Consider the following 13,709-nt stretch of genomic DNA (forward strand, 5'->3'; position numbering starts at 1 on the left):
CCGGTAGGGGATGGGCGGCGTGGTGGTTCTGCCGGTAGTGGGCCGGTCAGCGGCCGGACGGCTTGAGGCCCAGCGGCTTGCCGAGCAGTGACTCGCGGCGCACCGCGAGCCGGTCGGCGACCTGGCCCAGGGCCTTCGCCGCCGGGGAGTCCGGCGCGGCGAGCACGATCGGGTTTCCCTCGTCGCCGGCCTCGCGGACCCGGGTGTCCAGCGGCACCTGGCCGAGCAGGGGCACCTGCGCGCCGATGGTCTGGGTCAGCGAGTCGGCCACGGTCTGACCACCACCGGCGCCGAAGATCTCCATCCGGGTGCCGTCCGGCAGCTCCAGCCAGGACATGTTCTCGATCACGCCGACCACCCGCTGGTGGGTCTGTAGGGCGATCGCGCCGGCCCGCTCGGCCACCTCGGCGGCGGCGGCCTGCGGCGTGGTGACCACCAGGATCTCGGCGTTGGGCAGCAGTTGGGCCAGGGAGATGGCCACGTCGCCGGTGCCCGGCGGCAGGTCGAGCAGGAGCACGTCCAGGTCGCCCCAGTAGACGTCGGCGAGGAACTGCTGCAACGCCCGGTGCAGCATCGGCCCGCGCCAGACCACGGCGGCGTTGCCGGCGGTGAACATGCCGATCGAGATGACCTTCACGCCGTGCGCCTGCGGCGGCATGATCATGTCCTCGACCCGGGTGGGACGGCCGTCCGCGCCGAGCATCCGGGGCACCGAGTGCCCGTAGATGTCCGCGTCGACAACGCCGACCGACAGGCCCCGGGCGGCCAGCGCCGCGGCCAGGTTCACCGTCACGCTGGACTTGCCCACGCCACCCTTGCCGCTGGCCACCGCGTACACCCGGGTCCGCGAACCGGGCTGGGCGAACGGGATGACCGGCTCCTCGGTCGCGCCGCCGCCGCGTAGCTTCGCCTGGAGGTTCTGGCGCTGCTCGGGGCTCATCACGCCGAAGTCGATCTCGACGCCGGTGACCCCGCTCACCGCGCTCACCGCGGCGGTGATGTCGGCGCGCAGCTTGTCCTTCAGCGGGCAGCCGGCCACGGTGAGCAGCAGCTCGACCCGGACCACACCGTCCTCGCCGACCTCGGCGGAGCGGACCATGCCGAGTTCGGTGATCGGCCGGCGGATCTCCGGGTCGTTGACCGTGGCCAGGGCGGCCTGAACAGCGTCGTTGACGGTGCTGACGGGTGCTGACATGGCCGCAATGTTACGTCGGCCGGCATCCGGCACCGGCGTCAGCGGCGGCGGTTGTGAGCGATTCGATCAGGTTTCCGGGCGATGCGGGGTGCCGGTGTCGCGCCGGCCGCCCTCCGGATGATCGCCGTCCAACTCGTCGCGGGGCTCGTCGAGGCCGTCGCCGCCACCCCGCGCGGCGGCGCCTTCCCGCTGCCGCCGCTCCAGGCGTTGCCGGCGCTGCGCCGCCTCGTCCAACTCCTCGGCCAGCCGGGACAGCTCCGAACGGACGAAGTCCCGCGTCGCCACCTCGCCCAGCGCGATCCGCAGCGCCGCGATCTCCCGGGCCAGGTACTCCGTGTCGGCCTTCTGCATGGTCGCCCGGCGCCGGTCCTCGTCCAACGCGATCCGATCCCGGTCCGCCTGGCGGTTCTGCGCCAGCAGGATCAGCGGAGCCGCGTACGAGGCCTGGATCGAGAGCACCAACGTCAGGAACGTGAAGGTGTACGGGTCGAACCGCATCCCCGCCGGCGCCAGGGTGTTCCAGGCGAACCAGGCGCCGATCACCAGCGTCATGTAGACGATGAAGTTCGCCGTGCCCATGCCACGGGCGATCCCCTCGGCCCAGCGGCCGAAGGTCTCCTGGTCGACCCGGGGCAGCTTCAGCCCCCGGGGCTCGCGGGGCAGGTCCAGCCGCTCCGCCCGACGTTGCTCAGACATCCGTACCCTCCGCCGCCGGGTCGGAAGCCGTGCTCAGCACCGCATCGCGGTCCCGCCAGTCCCGGGGCAGCGAATGGTCCAGCACGTCGTCCACGGTGACCGCGCCCACCAGCCGGTTGTTCCGATCGATCACCGGCATGGCCACCAGATCGTAGGTGGCCATCCGGCGGGTGATCTCCGGCAGGGGCGTGGTCGGGCGCAACGGGTCGATGTCGTTGACCACCACCCCGCCGAGCAGATCGGCCGGCGGCTCACGCAGCAGCCGCTGGAAGTGGACCATCCCCAGGTAGCGGCCGGTCGGCGTGGCCATCGGCGCCCGGGTCACGAACACCTGGGCGGCCACCGCCGGGGAGAGCTGCGGCTCCCGGATCCGGGCGAGCGCCTCCGCCACGGTGGCATCCGGCGGCAGGATGACCGGCTCCGAGGTCATCACGCTGCCGGCCGTGCCCGGGGTGTACTTCAGCAGCTGCCGGACCGAGTCCGCCTCGTCCGGTTCCATCAGGTCGAGCAGCACGTCCTGCTCCGGTGGAGGCAGCTCGCCGAGCAGGTCGGCGGCGTCGTCCGGGTCCATCTCCTCCAGGATGTCGGCAGCCCGCTCCCGGTCCAGCGCGGCCAGGATCTCGACCTGGTCGTGCTCGGGCAGCTCGCTCAGCACGTCGGCGAGCCGCTCGTCGTCCAGGGCCGCGGCGACCTCGTTGCGCCGGGTGTCGGGCAGGTCCTGCAAGGCGTTGGCCAGGTCGGCCGGGCGCATGTCCTCCAGTACGGCCAGCAGGTTGGCCGTACCCCGGGTCTCGGCGACACCACTGAGCCCGCGTACGTTGTCCCACCCGACCTGCTGCAGATTGCCCCGGCGGGCGAGCCGGCCGGTCTGCTCCCGTACGGCCACCCGGGTCAGCGACCACTCGCCGCCCCGGCTGCACTCCATCGCCACGTCGACCACCGCCGCCGCCCGGCCGTCCGGTTCGACCTGCACCCGGCGGTCCAGCAGCTCCTGGAGCACCAGCAACTCGTTGGGGCGCTTCTCGAACCGGCGCAGGTTCAGCGTGCCGCTGCCCAGCACGATCGCGTCGGCGTCGATCGAGGTGATCCGGTTGATGGAGAGGAAGATGCGCCGGCGCATCGGCATCTCGGCGACCAGACCCACCACCTCGGGTGGCCGCTGGCTCGGCCGCAGCCGGGCCACCGCGTCGCGGACCCGGCCCACCTGGTCGCCGTTGGGATCGAAGACGGCGACTCCGGCGAGTCGGGCGATGTAGACCCGGGTCGGCGTGCTCACGCGCACCAGCCTAAGCGCCTAGGGTTTATCAACATGTCGACCTTGGCTTACGAGATCGTGGACGTGTTCACCGACCGTCCGTACGCGGGGAACCCGCTCGCGGTGGTGTTCGGCGCCGAAGGGCTGGCCACCGACCAGATGCAGGCGTTGGCCCGGGAGTTCAACCTCTCGGAGACCGTCTTCGTGCTGCCCCCCACTCAGGTCGGCGTCACCTACCGGGCGCGGATCTTCACCCCGACCGACGAACTGCCCTTCGCCGGCCACCCCAGCGTGGGCGCGGCGGTGACCGCGAGCCGGCGCGGCCTGTTCGGGGCGGGTCAGGTCACCCAGGAGTGCGGCGCCGGTGTGCTGCCGATCGAGGTGACCGAGACCGGCGCGACGCTGACCGGTGGCATGCCGACGCTCGGTCCCGAACTGGACCCGGAGCCGTTGCTGGAGATGGCCGGCCTGGTGGCCGGCGACCACGTCGGTCCGCCGGCCCGGGTGGCCGGCTGCGGCCTGGAGTTCCCCTTCCTGCCGGTGCACCCCGACGCGCTGGCCCGGGCACAGGTCGATTCGATCGCGGCACGGCGGTACGGGATCGAGCATGTCAGCGTTTTCTCCTGGGACGCGCAGACGCAAACCGCGTACGCCCGGGTCTTCGTCCCTGGTCTCGGCATTCCGGAGGATCCGGCGACCGGCTCGGCGGCGCTCGGGTTGGGGGTGTGGCTGATCGCCAGTGGCCTGTTGCCCGGTGACGGACGATCGTCGTACACCGTGCGACAGGGCGTCGAGATGGGTCGGCCGTCGTCGCTGGCCTGCACGGTCACCGCGGCTGGCGGTGTCGCGCAGGGCGCCACCGTCGCCGGTCAGGTGATGGCCGTGGCCAGCGGAGAGATCCTGATTCCGCCGTTCGTCGGCTGACCGGCCGGCGCCGGACGGGTCAGGTACGAGAGGATGCCGTGGTGACCGACGAGCGCGACAGCACCCCACTTGTCGACGAGGCGATGAAGAAGGCGTCCGTGGCCTGGATCGCGGTGGCCGGCGGCCCGGCCCTCGCGCTGTGGTGTGTGCCGTTGGAGGGTGCGCTGTTCGTGGTCAGCGGCCCCGGTGAGCAGGCCGCGCCAGGGTTGGCCGAGGCCGACGAGGCGCAGGTGACGCTCCGCGGTGACCATGGCGGTCGGATCGTGACCTGGCTGGCCCGGGTGTCCCGGGTGGCGCCCGGCACCGACGAGTGGGACACGCTGGCCCCGCTGGTGGGCGCGAAACGGCTCAACGCGCCCGGTCCGACCGCCGAGCTGGTGGCCCGTTGGGCGACCGACGGCTGCGCGCTGGTCCGGCTGGCTCCGAGCGGGAACGCGGTGCACGGCGCAGACTTGCCGGCCGACTCGCTCGCCGAGGCGACCCGGCCGGCGCCGGTGGTCCGGGCCGTTCGAAAGCCGTTCCGGTTGCACCGGGTGCGCCGCCGCTGACGGCCCCGGCCGGGTGGCCGCCCGGAGGCGGTCGGCGGAGCGCTCACCAGGGCACCGCCACCGGCCTGCTGTCGACCATCGCGACCACCTCGCCGAGGGTGGCCAACGCCGGCCCGGCCCAGCCGCTGTCGACGTTGAAGACCAGGTGGTCAGCCAGGTCGGGGGTGGCCAGCCGGACGGCAGTCAGCCCGGCGTGCTGCGCACCGGTCAACTCCTGGCTGCCGCCGTCGCCGACGTAGAGGCAGTCCGCTGGCGGCAGGCCCAACCGGGCGCAGGCGGCCAGGTAGAGCGCCGGGTCCGGCTTGCAGCGGCCCAGCTGGATCGAGAAGATCCGTACGTCCAGCAGTGGCGCGACGGCCAGCTCCGGCAGCAACACCGGCAGTTCGTGGGTGCAGTCGCTGATCACCCCGGTCCGCATGCCACGCGCCCGCAGCGCCCGCAGGGTCGGCACCGCGTCCGCCCGTAGCCGGGTGTCGGCGCGGATGGCCTGTTGCCGGCAGGCCACCGCCGCCCGCAGGGCGTCCTCCGGTGGGCGTACGCCGGCCTGTTCGCAGACCCAGCGCAGCGTCGCCTCGGCGCTGCCGAAGCGTCCGCAGGCGCGTTCGTAGAAGCTGCGGTCGAGCACCTCGACGAAGGTGTCCGGCGGGCAACCGAGCAGCTCGGCGGTGGTGCGGTGACCGACGCCACGCTGGACCGGTCGGGTCAGCGTGCCGAAGAAGTCGAACAGCACCGCCTGGAACCTGGGCATGGGTGAGCGCCTCCGGCGCGAGTGAGGAGTCCCAACGGGACGGGCGTGATCGTAACCGAATGCTGACGGACCGTGTTGCCCGCTGGCGTGTGAGGATTACCCCTCGTGCCCCTCGAACCGCACCGCCCCCCGCGTGACCTGCTCACCACCGGCGCACTGGCGCTCGCCGTCGTCGCGGTCTCGTCGTCCGCTCCGCTGATCGCCTTCGCCGCCGCGCCCGCACTGGCGGTGGCGTTCTGGCGCAACATGATCGCGGTCGGTGTGCTGAGCCCGTTCGCGTTGACCCGGCGGCGGGCCGAGTTCCGCTCCCTGATGACCGGCGCCGGACGGCGGGAGGGCATGTTCTGCGTCCTGTCCGGGGTGGCGCTGGCGGCGCACTTCGCCACCTGGATGCCGAGCGCCAAGCTCACCTCGGTGGCCGCGGCGACGGCACTGGTCGCCACCCAGCCGGTCTGGCAGGGACTGATCGCCCGCGCCCAGGGCCGCCGGCTGCCGTCCGGGGTGTGGGTCGGCGTCGGCATCGCGGTCGTCGGTGCCGTGCTGGCCACCGGCGCCGACTTCACGGTCTCCGCCGAGGCGTTCGCCGGTGATCTGCTGGCGGTGGTCGGCGGCATGTTCGCGGCGGTCTACACGGCGCTGGGCGAGCGGGCCCGGGTCACGGTCAGCACCGCCACCTACACCACGATCTGCTACGCGGTCTGCGCGCTGATCCTGCTGGTGGTCTGCCTCATCGCCCGGGTACCGCTGGGTGGCTTCGACACCGGGACGTGGCTGGCGGTGCTGGCTCTGGTGGTCGGTGCCCAACTGCTCGGCCACTCGATGTTCAGCTACGCGCTGCGGCGGATCTCGGCCACCACGATCAGCGTGCTGATCCTGCTGGAGGCGCCCGGCGCGGCCCTGATCGGCTGGGCGTGGTTGGGGCAGCTGCCCGACCCGGTGACCCTGCCCGGCCTGGCGTTGTTGCTGGCCGGAGTCGCCGTGGTGGTGCTCTCCAGCGCCCGTACGGCCCGCCGCTCGGCCCGGGTGAGCACCGCCGTGCCGGCGGACGCCGCGCCGGTGCGCGACTGACGCCGGTCAGACCTCGTGCACCTCCAGCACCTGCGTGTGCGGTGCGGCGTCGCCCAGTTCCGCCCGCAGGGCGACCCGCTGCGGATCGACCAGGAACCCTTCGTAGCCGGCCCGGTCGTCGAACCGGATGACGTGTACCTCGGTACCCGCGTCGTCGGTACGCAGCCGCCGCTCCACCCGGCCACCGTGCCGGGGTAGCAGGGCGAGCACCTGGTCCTCGTACCGCTGGCCGGCCTCGATCGCGGCGTCGGCCATCCGCACCAGCGCGACCAGGCGCACCGCGGCGGCCGAATCGCTGTCGGCGTCGGTGACCCGTACCGACAGCTCCGCCTCGTCGTCGGCGCCGCTCGCCCGAACGCTGGCGTTCCCCGTGGTCGTCACGGGCGGAGTATCCCAACACCCCTCGATTCCCGCGACCCCGTCGCCCGGGTGGTGGTGGACGGCCTGAGCGGCGACCAGGTCCGGCCGGGGGGGCGCTCCGCTCAGGCGGGAAGGCCGACGGCGGCGGCGCTGGCGGTCCAGAGCCGGGCGGCGAGCTGCGGGTCGGCCGCCTTGCGCAGCGGGCGGCGGGGCCGGCAGTCGAAGTAGTAGCCGCCGTCGAGCAGCCGGGACTGATGCTGGTTGGCCAGCCACACCAGGGTCTGGGCGCCCTTGACCGGGCCGCGCAGCGGCAGCAGTCGCATGCCCGCCGCGATCAGCCGGCTCTCGCTGCCGAACCTGGTCCGCACCACCCCGGGGTGGAAGCAGTACGAGGCGACCGCCGGCCAGCGCCGGGCCGCCTCCGCCGTGAACAGGATGTTCGCCTGCTTGCTGGTGCCGTACGCGCTCATCGGGCGGTAGCGGCGCAGCGGGGCGTTGAAGTCGTCCGGGTCGAGCGCGCCGCTGCGGTGCGCGCCGGAGGCGGTCACCACCATCCGCCGGACCCGGTCGGCCAGCAGGTTGCCGAGCAGGAACGGCGCCAGATGGTTGGCCTGGATGGACAGTTCGAAGCCGTCGACCGTGGTGACCGGCTGGAGCACGATGGCGCCGGCGTTGTTGGCCAGCACGTCGATCCGGTCGTACGCGGCCCGCAGCTGCTCGGCCAACTGCCGGACGTCGTCGAGCACGGCGAAGTCCGCGCGGAACACCTCCGGGCGTTCGCCGGACGCCTCGCGTAGCTCGTCGGCCGCGCTACGCAACCGGGACGGATCGCGACCGACCAGCACCACCTGGTCACCGCGACGAGCCAGGTCGATGGCGGCGGCCAGGCCGATGCCGGAACTGGCTCCGGTCACCACCACCAGCCGGCGGCCAGTGAGATCTTCCACAGGTCCATTCTCCCCGGTCACGGCACGAGGTTACCGTGACGCCGCAATGGCTCTGGGATCGTCGAGCCAGCCCCGCGCCCGCCACGGCCGCGCGGGCCCGTGCCGGTCAGACCGTGGACGAGCTGGCGATAGCGAAGCCGATCAGGATGACGTAGACCGCGATCGCCAGGACGAGCAGGCCGGTGAGGACCCAGCCGACGATGATGGCGGCCTTGGCCATGCCCTCGCCGCCCTCGCCCTTCTCCCGGATCTGGCGCAGGGCGACGTGTCCCATGATCGCGCCGATCGGCGCGGTGATGCACGAGCCGATGCCGATCAGGGCGAGCACCAGCGCGACGATGGCCAGCGGGTTCGTCTGCTGCGGCGGCGGATAGCCGTAGCCCGGCGGCGGATACCCGTAGCCGGGGTGCGGCGGCGGATAGCCGGCCGGCGGGTACGGCGCGGCTGCCGGCGGCGTACCGAACTCCGATTTCATGCCGCCGTACGGGTCGGCGGGTTGGTAGGGGTCGTACCCGGTGGGCTGGGACGGCACGGGTGGCTGCGGGCTCACCGGCAGGGTGGGGTCGGCCGGTGGAGTGGAAGGCTGACCGGTCGACGAGGGGTCGGGCCAGCCGCCGGACGAGGGCTGTGTCATCGGGCTCACTTCCATCGCAAGATCGGGCGGAGTCAGCGTAGCCACCATCCGCCATGACGACGCGCCGTCCCCGACCCAGGGTGCCGCGTTGCCCGAGGCGGTGGCGCAGGGCAGGATCTCGGCATGGGGATTGACGCGCGTGCGGCGGACCGGTCCGGCAGTAGACCGAGGCGGGACATCAGCCGGCCCGGTGTGGCTCGGCGTCCTCGCGCCGCCGTGCCGGCCGGGGCGGAGGAACACGACTCGCCGGCCGTACTGCCCGAGCCGGTGACCATGCGGTTGGACGGCAAGGTGGCCCTGGTGACCGGTGCCGGCAGCCCGGACGGCATCGGGTACGCCACGGCCCGACGGTTGACCGACCTGGGTGCTCGGGTGGCGATCGTCTCCACCACCCGGCGAATCCACGAGCGGGCGGGTGAACTCGGGGTGACCGGATTCGTCGCCGACCTCACCGACGAGTCGGAGGTCGGCGCGTTGGCCGACGCGGTGGCCGAGCAACTCGGTGACGTGGAGGTCCTGGTCAACAACGCCGGACTGGCCAGCCGGGCCTCGCCGGAGGTGCTGCGCCCGGTGGCCCAGCTCAGCTACGACGAGTGGCGGGGCGAGATCGACCGGAACCTCACCACCGCGTTCCTGTGCAGTCGGGCCTTCATCGGCGGGATGGCCGAGCGGGGCTGGGGTCGGATCGTGAACCTGTCGGCCACCGCCGGCCCGGTGAACGCGTTGCCCACCGAGGCGGCGTACGCGGCGGCCAAGGCGGGTGTGGTGGGGCTGACCCGGGCCCTGGCGATGGAGATGATCGCCGACGGGGTGACCGTCAACGCGGTCGCCCCGGGCACCATCCACACGGCAGCGTCGACGATGGCCGAGATCAAGCAGGGCCTGGGCACCCCCGTGGGCCGTCCCGGTACCCCGGACGAGGTGGCCGCCGCGATCACCTTCCTCTGCTCGCCGGCCGCGTCGTACATCACCGGGCAGATGCTGGTGGTGGATGGCGGCAACAGTGTGCGGGAGGCCGAGTTCCGCTGACGCCGCTCAGGAGTACCGGCCGTCCGAGCCGGCCCAGAGCGCCAGCGCCAGCCAGCCGCAGCAGGCCAACAGGTAGATGCCGGTGAAGACGTAGCTGAGGATCAACCCCCAGGTGGCGAGCTGTTCGCCCTGTTCGCCGCTGGTGCGCAGCTGCCGCTTGGCCAGGTGCCCGAGGGCGATGCCGGCGGGCGCGAAGACGAACGCGAAGACCAGCGACAGGACGGCCAGCACGTTGGTGCCACCACCACCGCCGCCTCCGGGCGGTGACGGTGGGCCGTACTGCCCGTAGGGCACCTGCGGGGTGTACGGCGGTTGCTGTCCCCACTGCTGGCCGTGCGGCGGCTGACCCGGGTGCTCGTACGACGGCTGCCCGTACGCCGGCTGTCCGGGGTGCGGCGGCTGCGGCTCGCCCGGCGGCCCGTACTGCGGCTGCCCGTACGGCGAGGGCGGCGGCTCGTAGGGCGACGGCGGTTGGTCCGGCTCTGGCGGTTGGCCCACGCTGATCTCCCCCGTCCGCCGTACCGGCTTCCGCAGGCTGCCGGTAGCTGTCGGATGACACCCCCATTGCGGGACGCTACCTGCACCGGACCCTTTTCACAGCGGATCGCGGGACTGGCCGCGTCGCCGGTCCGCCCGGCGGTTCAGCCCAGCCGGGTCAGGTTCGCGGCGGCCCGCTCGACGATGAGGCACCGGTTCTCGACGTAGTCGATCCCGGCCTGCTGGGCGATCTGGCGGGCCTGCGGCGACACGATGCCCAGTTGCAACCAGACCGCCGGGGCACCGATCGCCACCGCTTCGCGAACCACCTCGACGGCGTCCTCTGCCGGCCGGAACACGTCGACCAGGTCGACCGGGTGCGGAATGTCGGCCAGGGAGCGGTACACCGGCTCGCCGAACAACTCGTCGGCGGTCGGGTTGACCGGGATGATCCGCCAGCCGTACCGCTGCATCTCCGCCGGCACGCGGTGGGCCGCCTTGCTCGGGTCGCGGGAGGCGCCGACGACGGCGATCACGGCGGATTCGGCGAGGATCTGCTGAGCGGAGCGCACCCGCCGACTGTAGTCGTACCGGGTCCGGTTCGCCCGGGTCGACGTGGCTGCTAGAGAAGGCTGAGCTGTTCGGGTGCGGGGGTGGGCGATCTCGGCACCTGGCGATGCTCACCCCGGTCGGGCCGGTGCAGGCCGTGCCGGCGAGCGGCGATGCGAACCCGGGCGGTCAGTTCCCGCTGGTAGGACTGCGGAGCATAGGCGCCGGACCGGTACAACTCCTGGTAGCGGGGGACCAGTTGGGGATGCTCCCGGGCGAGCCAGTGCGCGTACCACTCGCGGGCGCCGGTGCGCAGGTGCAGTGGCAGCGGTGTCACGCTGGCCGCCCCGGCGGCGGCGATCGCCGCGACGGTGGCCTCGATCGACTCGTCGCTGTCGCTGAGCCCGGGCAGGATCGGTGCCATCAGCACCCCGACCTCGAAGCCCGCGTCGGCGAACTGGCGTACCGCGTCGAGCCGCCGCCGTGGGCTCGGCGTGCCCGGCTCGACCGAGCGCCACAGCCGCTCGTCGACGAAGCCCACCGAGAACGACACCCCGACCCGGGTGACCTGCGCCGCCTGCCGGAGCAGCGGCAGGTCGCGCAGGATCAACGTGCCCTTGGTCAGGATCGAGAACGGGTTGGCGAAGTCGCGCAGCGCCTCGATGATCGGCGGCATGAGCCGGTAACGCCCCTCGGCCCGCTGATAGCAGTCGACGTTGGTGCCCATCGCCACGTGCGCGCCTCGCCAGCGTGGCGCGGCCAACTCGCGGCGCAGCAGCTCACCGGCGTTGACCTTGACGACCACCTGCCGGTCGAAGTCCGCCCCGGCGTCGAAGTCGAGGTAGGTGTGGGTGTTGCGGGCGAAGCAGTACAGGCAGGCGTGGCTACAGCCCCGGTACGGGTTCACCGTCCATTCGAACGGAACGCGGGAGGCCCCGGGGACCTTGTTGAGGAGCGACCTGGCGTGCACCTCGTAGAAGGTCATGCCGGCGAAACCGGGGGTGTCGAAGGTGCGGACGACTGCACCGGGCAGCGCCAGCGGCAGGGGTGGCGTCGCTGGCGCTGCCCGGCCGGGTGTGCCCTCGACCGGGGGAGCGGCGAGGTTGTCCCAGCGCATGGGCACTATTCGAACACATGTGCGACAGGGTGGCAAGTGGCTCGCCAGGTGTACGCGGCCCGCCAGCGGGGGACGATGGGGAGATGGCGACGTCGACCTTCGTCTACGACGGGGACTGCGGGTTCTGTAGCCGCTGTGCGCAGTTCATCCAGCGACGGATTCCGACCGAGGCCCGGGTGATCCCCTGGCAGTTCGCCGACCTCGACCGCCTCGGCCTGACCGAGGCCGAGTGCGAGGAGGCGGTGCAGTGGGTGGGTGCCGACGGCACTCGTGCGGCCGGCCCGGACGCCATCGCCGCCTTGCTCGGTGGCAGTGCGGCGCACTGGCGGGTGGCCGGAGCCGGACTGCGCTTCGCGCCGGTGCGGGCCGCCGCCTGGCCCGCGTACCGCTGGGTGGCCCGCAACCGGCATCGGCTGCCGGGCGCTACGCCGACCTGTGCCCTGCCCCGCACGCCTAGGCTCTCGTCCGCGGATCTTGGCACGAAACGGCCCCTATAAAGGCCGTTTCGTACCAAGATCCGTGAGAGACGGTGGTGCGGCGGACCTCGGCCACCACCGGTTTTTAGTGCTTGTGGTCGGCGAGCTTCTTGCGGACGTCGTCCATGTCCAGCGCCCGGACCTGCTCGATGAGGTTCTCCAGGGCCGACTCCGGCAGCGCGCCCGGTTGGGAGAAGACGATCACGCCGTCGCGGATGGCCATGATCGTGGGGATGGACCGGATGTCGAACTTGGCGGCGATCTCCTGCTGCGCCTCCGTGTCGACCTTGCCGAAGGTGATGTCGGAGTGCTTTCCGGACGAGCGCTCGTAGACCGGGGCGAACCGCTTGCAGGGGCCGCACCAGTCGGCCCAGAAGTCGACCAGAACGATGCCGTCGCTCTCGGTCACCTGGTCGAAGTTAGCCGTGGTCAGCTCGACGGTTGCCATGTGAATCTCTCCGATCACGCGGAACAAGGTACGTCTGGTGGAACTCAGACCTACCCCATCGCATTCCCGCCGGGGTGCCACCGAAACCCGGCCCGGTGGCGTCGCTGGGAGCTTTGTCCACATCGATCACCGTCGGTCGGATCGCGGGCTGGCTGATCGCAAATGCATGTCGCAATTGCGTGACTGGGGGTGATGGGAGCGTTTCCAGTTAGGACCGGCGCGAATCGCGCTACGTGGGGGTAACTTCGGCGTTGACGGGCGCCGATTCGACCTGCGGAGATCGCTTGTAGGGCGACCATCGGCTACGCAGAGTAATGTAACAAAAATATAAATGTGACCTCGGTCTCTGTGCAGTCGGACGGGCGTACGGCAGAATCTTGAACCATCAGAGCGTGGGCGGCGGGTGCCGGGGAGGGCCCCGCCGCTCATTGCGTCCGGCCTCGGTCGGCGGCCTCTGCCGCTGCGGCCACCGGTCGCCCGCGGGCCGTGACATCTCCACCGGCCCACCCACTTCAGATCACCTCGACCCCCGCTGGACAGCGGCGTCCCTTCCGCTGACCGTTGAACCGGACGGGTTGGCGGCGGATGGGGCCCGACCAGCGGTACGGCGCATATGCTGACGCCGGAGGTCCCGCCATGAGCGAGCGCAGCGAGCGAGTCGGCAGACGCGGCGCCAGGGTGCCATGGGCCGGCAGACGACGCGGTGGAGCGCTGGCATGAGCCAGCCGGTCGCCGGAGGGTCGCCGGAGGCTCCCCGCCCCGCCGCAGCAACCTCCGGCACGGGCTACTCCGCCACCGAGTGGGATCTGATCATCGGCCTGCCCGCCCAGGTGATCGTGATCGCCACCCAGCCCGGGCCCGGCCGGCCGTACCCGGGCATGGCGGCCGGCCTCGCGGGCCTGGACGCGATGGCGGCCGGTCGTGCCTTCGACAGCGATCTGGTCCGCTCGGTGGTGGCCGCGATCTACGCCCGCCACGACGGGACAGCCGAACCGCAGCCGCGCCCCGGGGACCTGGTGGACGTGCTCGCGGCGTGTCGGGCGGCGGTGCGGGTACTGGACCGGCGGGCCGACCCGGCCGACTCGGCGGCCTACCGGCAGTGGGTGCAGTCGGTGGCGGCGCGGGTGTGCCGTACCGGCTCGGCCGTGCTGCCGGACGGCACGCTGGCCCCGGCCGACCGTCGCCTCCTCGACCGGCTCGGTGGCGCTCTCGCGCTTGGCTGACCCTCGTGGCCCGTC

17 protein-coding genes are annotated in these 13,709 nt (G+C 72.4%); 6 read left to right on the plus strand and 11 right to left on the minus strand.

Annotation, left to right across the window (positions count from 1 at the left end):
- Positions 1 to 46 precede the first annotated feature (46 nt).
- The 3 genes from E0H26_RS03750 to E0H26_RS03760 form a co-directional block, all read right to left on the minus strand.
- Positions 47 to 1,195, minus strand: coding sequence for an Mrp/NBP35 family ATP-binding protein (locus E0H26_RS03750; RefSeq protein ID WP_131300831.1), 1,149 nt, complete (start codon positions 1,193 to 1,195; stop codon positions 47 to 49).
- A 66-nt stretch (positions 1,196 to 1,261) separates the two neighbouring features.
- A complete protein-coding gene (locus E0H26_RS03755; protein WP_131300833.1) occupies positions 1,262 to 1,891 on the minus strand; it encodes a DUF1003 domain-containing protein in 630 nt (209 codons plus the stop codon).
- Complete coding sequence (locus E0H26_RS03760; RefSeq protein ID WP_131300835.1) at positions 1,884 to 3,167, minus strand: magnesium transporter MgtE N-terminal domain-containing protein; 1,284 nt, start codon at positions 3,165 to 3,167, stop codon at positions 1,884 to 1,886. The genes E0H26_RS03755 and E0H26_RS03760 overlap by 8 nt, the downstream gene beginning before the upstream one ends.
- Before the next feature lie 33 nt (positions 3,168 to 3,200).
- Between E0H26_RS03760 and E0H26_RS03765 the strand changes: the two genes are divergently transcribed.
- Together E0H26_RS03765 and E0H26_RS03770 are read left to right on the plus strand one after the other, a co-directional pair.
- Positions 3,201 to 4,070 carry a PhzF family phenazine biosynthesis protein gene (locus E0H26_RS03765; protein WP_131300837.1) on the plus strand — a complete coding sequence of 290 codons (870 nt, stop codon included), beginning with the start codon at positions 3,201 to 3,203 and terminating at the stop codon, positions 4,068 to 4,070.
- 83 nt (positions 4,071 to 4,153) lie between these two features.
- Positions 4,154 to 4,618, plus strand: a complete 465-nt coding sequence (locus E0H26_RS03770; protein ID WP_131301421.1) for a hypothetical protein — start codon at positions 4,154 to 4,156, stop codon at positions 4,616 to 4,618.
- Positions 4,619 to 4,661: 43 nt separating this feature from the next.
- On the opposite strand, the gene E0H26_RS03775 is transcribed toward E0H26_RS03770, so the two are convergent.
- A complete protein-coding gene (locus tag E0H26_RS03775) occupies positions 4,662 to 5,366 on the minus strand; it encodes an HAD family hydrolase (protein ID WP_131300839.1) in 705 nt (234 codons plus the stop codon).
- Positions 5,367 to 5,471: 105 nt separating this feature from the next.
- On the opposite strand from E0H26_RS03775, the gene E0H26_RS03780 reads away from it, so the two are divergent.
- Positions 5,472 to 6,434 (plus strand): DMT family transporter, encoded by a 963-nt coding sequence (locus E0H26_RS03780; RefSeq protein WP_131300841.1) that lies wholly within the window; start codon positions 5,472 to 5,474, stop codon positions 6,432 to 6,434.
- Positions 6,435 to 6,440: 6 nt separating this feature from the next.
- Here the strand turns inward: E0H26_RS03780 and E0H26_RS03785 are convergent, their stop codons facing one another.
- The 3 genes from E0H26_RS03785 to E0H26_RS03795 all read right to left on the minus strand — a co-directional run bounded on the left by E0H26_RS03785 (position 6,441) and on the right by E0H26_RS03795 (position 8,375).
- On the minus strand, positions 6,441 to 6,815 hold the full coding sequence (locus tag E0H26_RS03785; RefSeq protein WP_240741997.1) for a hypothetical protein: 375 nt from the start codon (positions 6,813 to 6,815) through the stop codon (positions 6,441 to 6,443).
- Positions 6,816 to 6,916: 101 nt separating this feature from the next.
- Positions 6,917 to 7,741: an SDR family NAD(P)-dependent oxidoreductase gene (locus tag E0H26_RS03790; RefSeq protein WP_131300843.1), complete on the minus strand. Its 825-nt coding sequence runs from the start codon at positions 7,739 to 7,741 to the stop codon at positions 6,917 to 6,919.
- 106 nt (positions 7,742 to 7,847) lie between these two features.
- Positions 7,848 to 8,375, minus strand: coding sequence for a DUF4190 domain-containing protein (locus tag E0H26_RS03795; protein WP_131300846.1), 528 nt, complete (start codon positions 8,373 to 8,375; stop codon positions 7,848 to 7,850).
- Positions 8,376 to 8,498: 123 nt separating this feature from the next.
- Between E0H26_RS03795 and E0H26_RS03800 the strand changes: the two genes are divergently transcribed.
- Positions 8,499 to 9,404: an SDR family NAD(P)-dependent oxidoreductase gene (locus E0H26_RS03800; protein ID WP_131300848.1), complete on the plus strand. Its 906-nt coding sequence runs from the start codon at positions 8,499 to 8,501 to the stop codon at positions 9,402 to 9,404.
- 6 nt (positions 9,405 to 9,410) lie between these two features.
- Here E0H26_RS03800 and E0H26_RS03805 read toward each other — a convergent pair whose 3' ends face one another.
- The 3 genes from E0H26_RS03805 to E0H26_RS03815 all read right to left on the minus strand — a co-directional run bounded on the left by E0H26_RS03805 (position 9,411) and on the right by E0H26_RS03815 (position 11,547).
- Positions 9,411 to 9,902, minus strand: a complete 492-nt coding sequence (locus E0H26_RS03805) for a DUF4190 domain-containing protein (protein ID WP_131300850.1) — start codon at positions 9,900 to 9,902, stop codon at positions 9,411 to 9,413.
- Between the two features lie 143 nt (positions 9,903 to 10,045).
- Entirely contained in the window at positions 10,046 to 10,453 is a 408-nt protein-coding gene (locus E0H26_RS03810; protein WP_131300852.1) for a CoA-binding protein, read from the minus strand.
- A 50-nt stretch (positions 10,454 to 10,503) separates the two neighbouring features.
- Positions 10,504 to 11,547, minus strand: coding sequence for an Rv2578c family radical SAM protein (locus tag E0H26_RS03815; protein ID WP_131300855.1), 1,044 nt, complete (start codon positions 11,545 to 11,547; stop codon positions 10,504 to 10,506).
- A gap of 83 nt (positions 11,548 to 11,630) precedes the next feature.
- Here E0H26_RS03815 and E0H26_RS03820 point away from each other — a divergent pair, with 83 nt between their 5' ends.
- Positions 11,631 to 12,044 (plus strand): thiol-disulfide oxidoreductase DCC family protein, encoded by a 414-nt coding sequence (locus tag E0H26_RS03820; RefSeq protein WP_131300857.1) that lies wholly within the window; start codon positions 11,631 to 11,633, stop codon positions 12,042 to 12,044.
- 64 nt (positions 12,045 to 12,108) lie between these two features.
- On the opposite strand, the gene trxA is transcribed toward E0H26_RS03820, so the two are convergent.
- On the minus strand, positions 12,109 to 12,471 hold the full coding sequence (gene trxA / locus E0H26_RS03825) for a thioredoxin (RefSeq protein ID WP_131301425.1): 363 nt from the start codon (positions 12,469 to 12,471) through the stop codon (positions 12,109 to 12,111).
- A gap of 716 nt (positions 12,472 to 13,187) precedes the next feature.
- On the opposite strand from trxA, the gene E0H26_RS03830 reads away from it, so the two are divergent.
- Positions 13,188 to 13,694 (plus strand): hypothetical protein, encoded by a 507-nt coding sequence (locus E0H26_RS03830; RefSeq protein WP_131300859.1) that lies wholly within the window; start codon positions 13,188 to 13,190, stop codon positions 13,692 to 13,694.
- Positions 13,695 to 13,709: the final 15 nt, after the last annotated feature.

Origin of the sequence: Micromonospora zingiberis, from assembly GCF_004331455.1 — a bacterium.
GTDB lineage: Bacteria > Actinomycetota > Actinomycetes > Mycobacteriales > Micromonosporaceae > Micromonospora > Micromonospora zingiberis.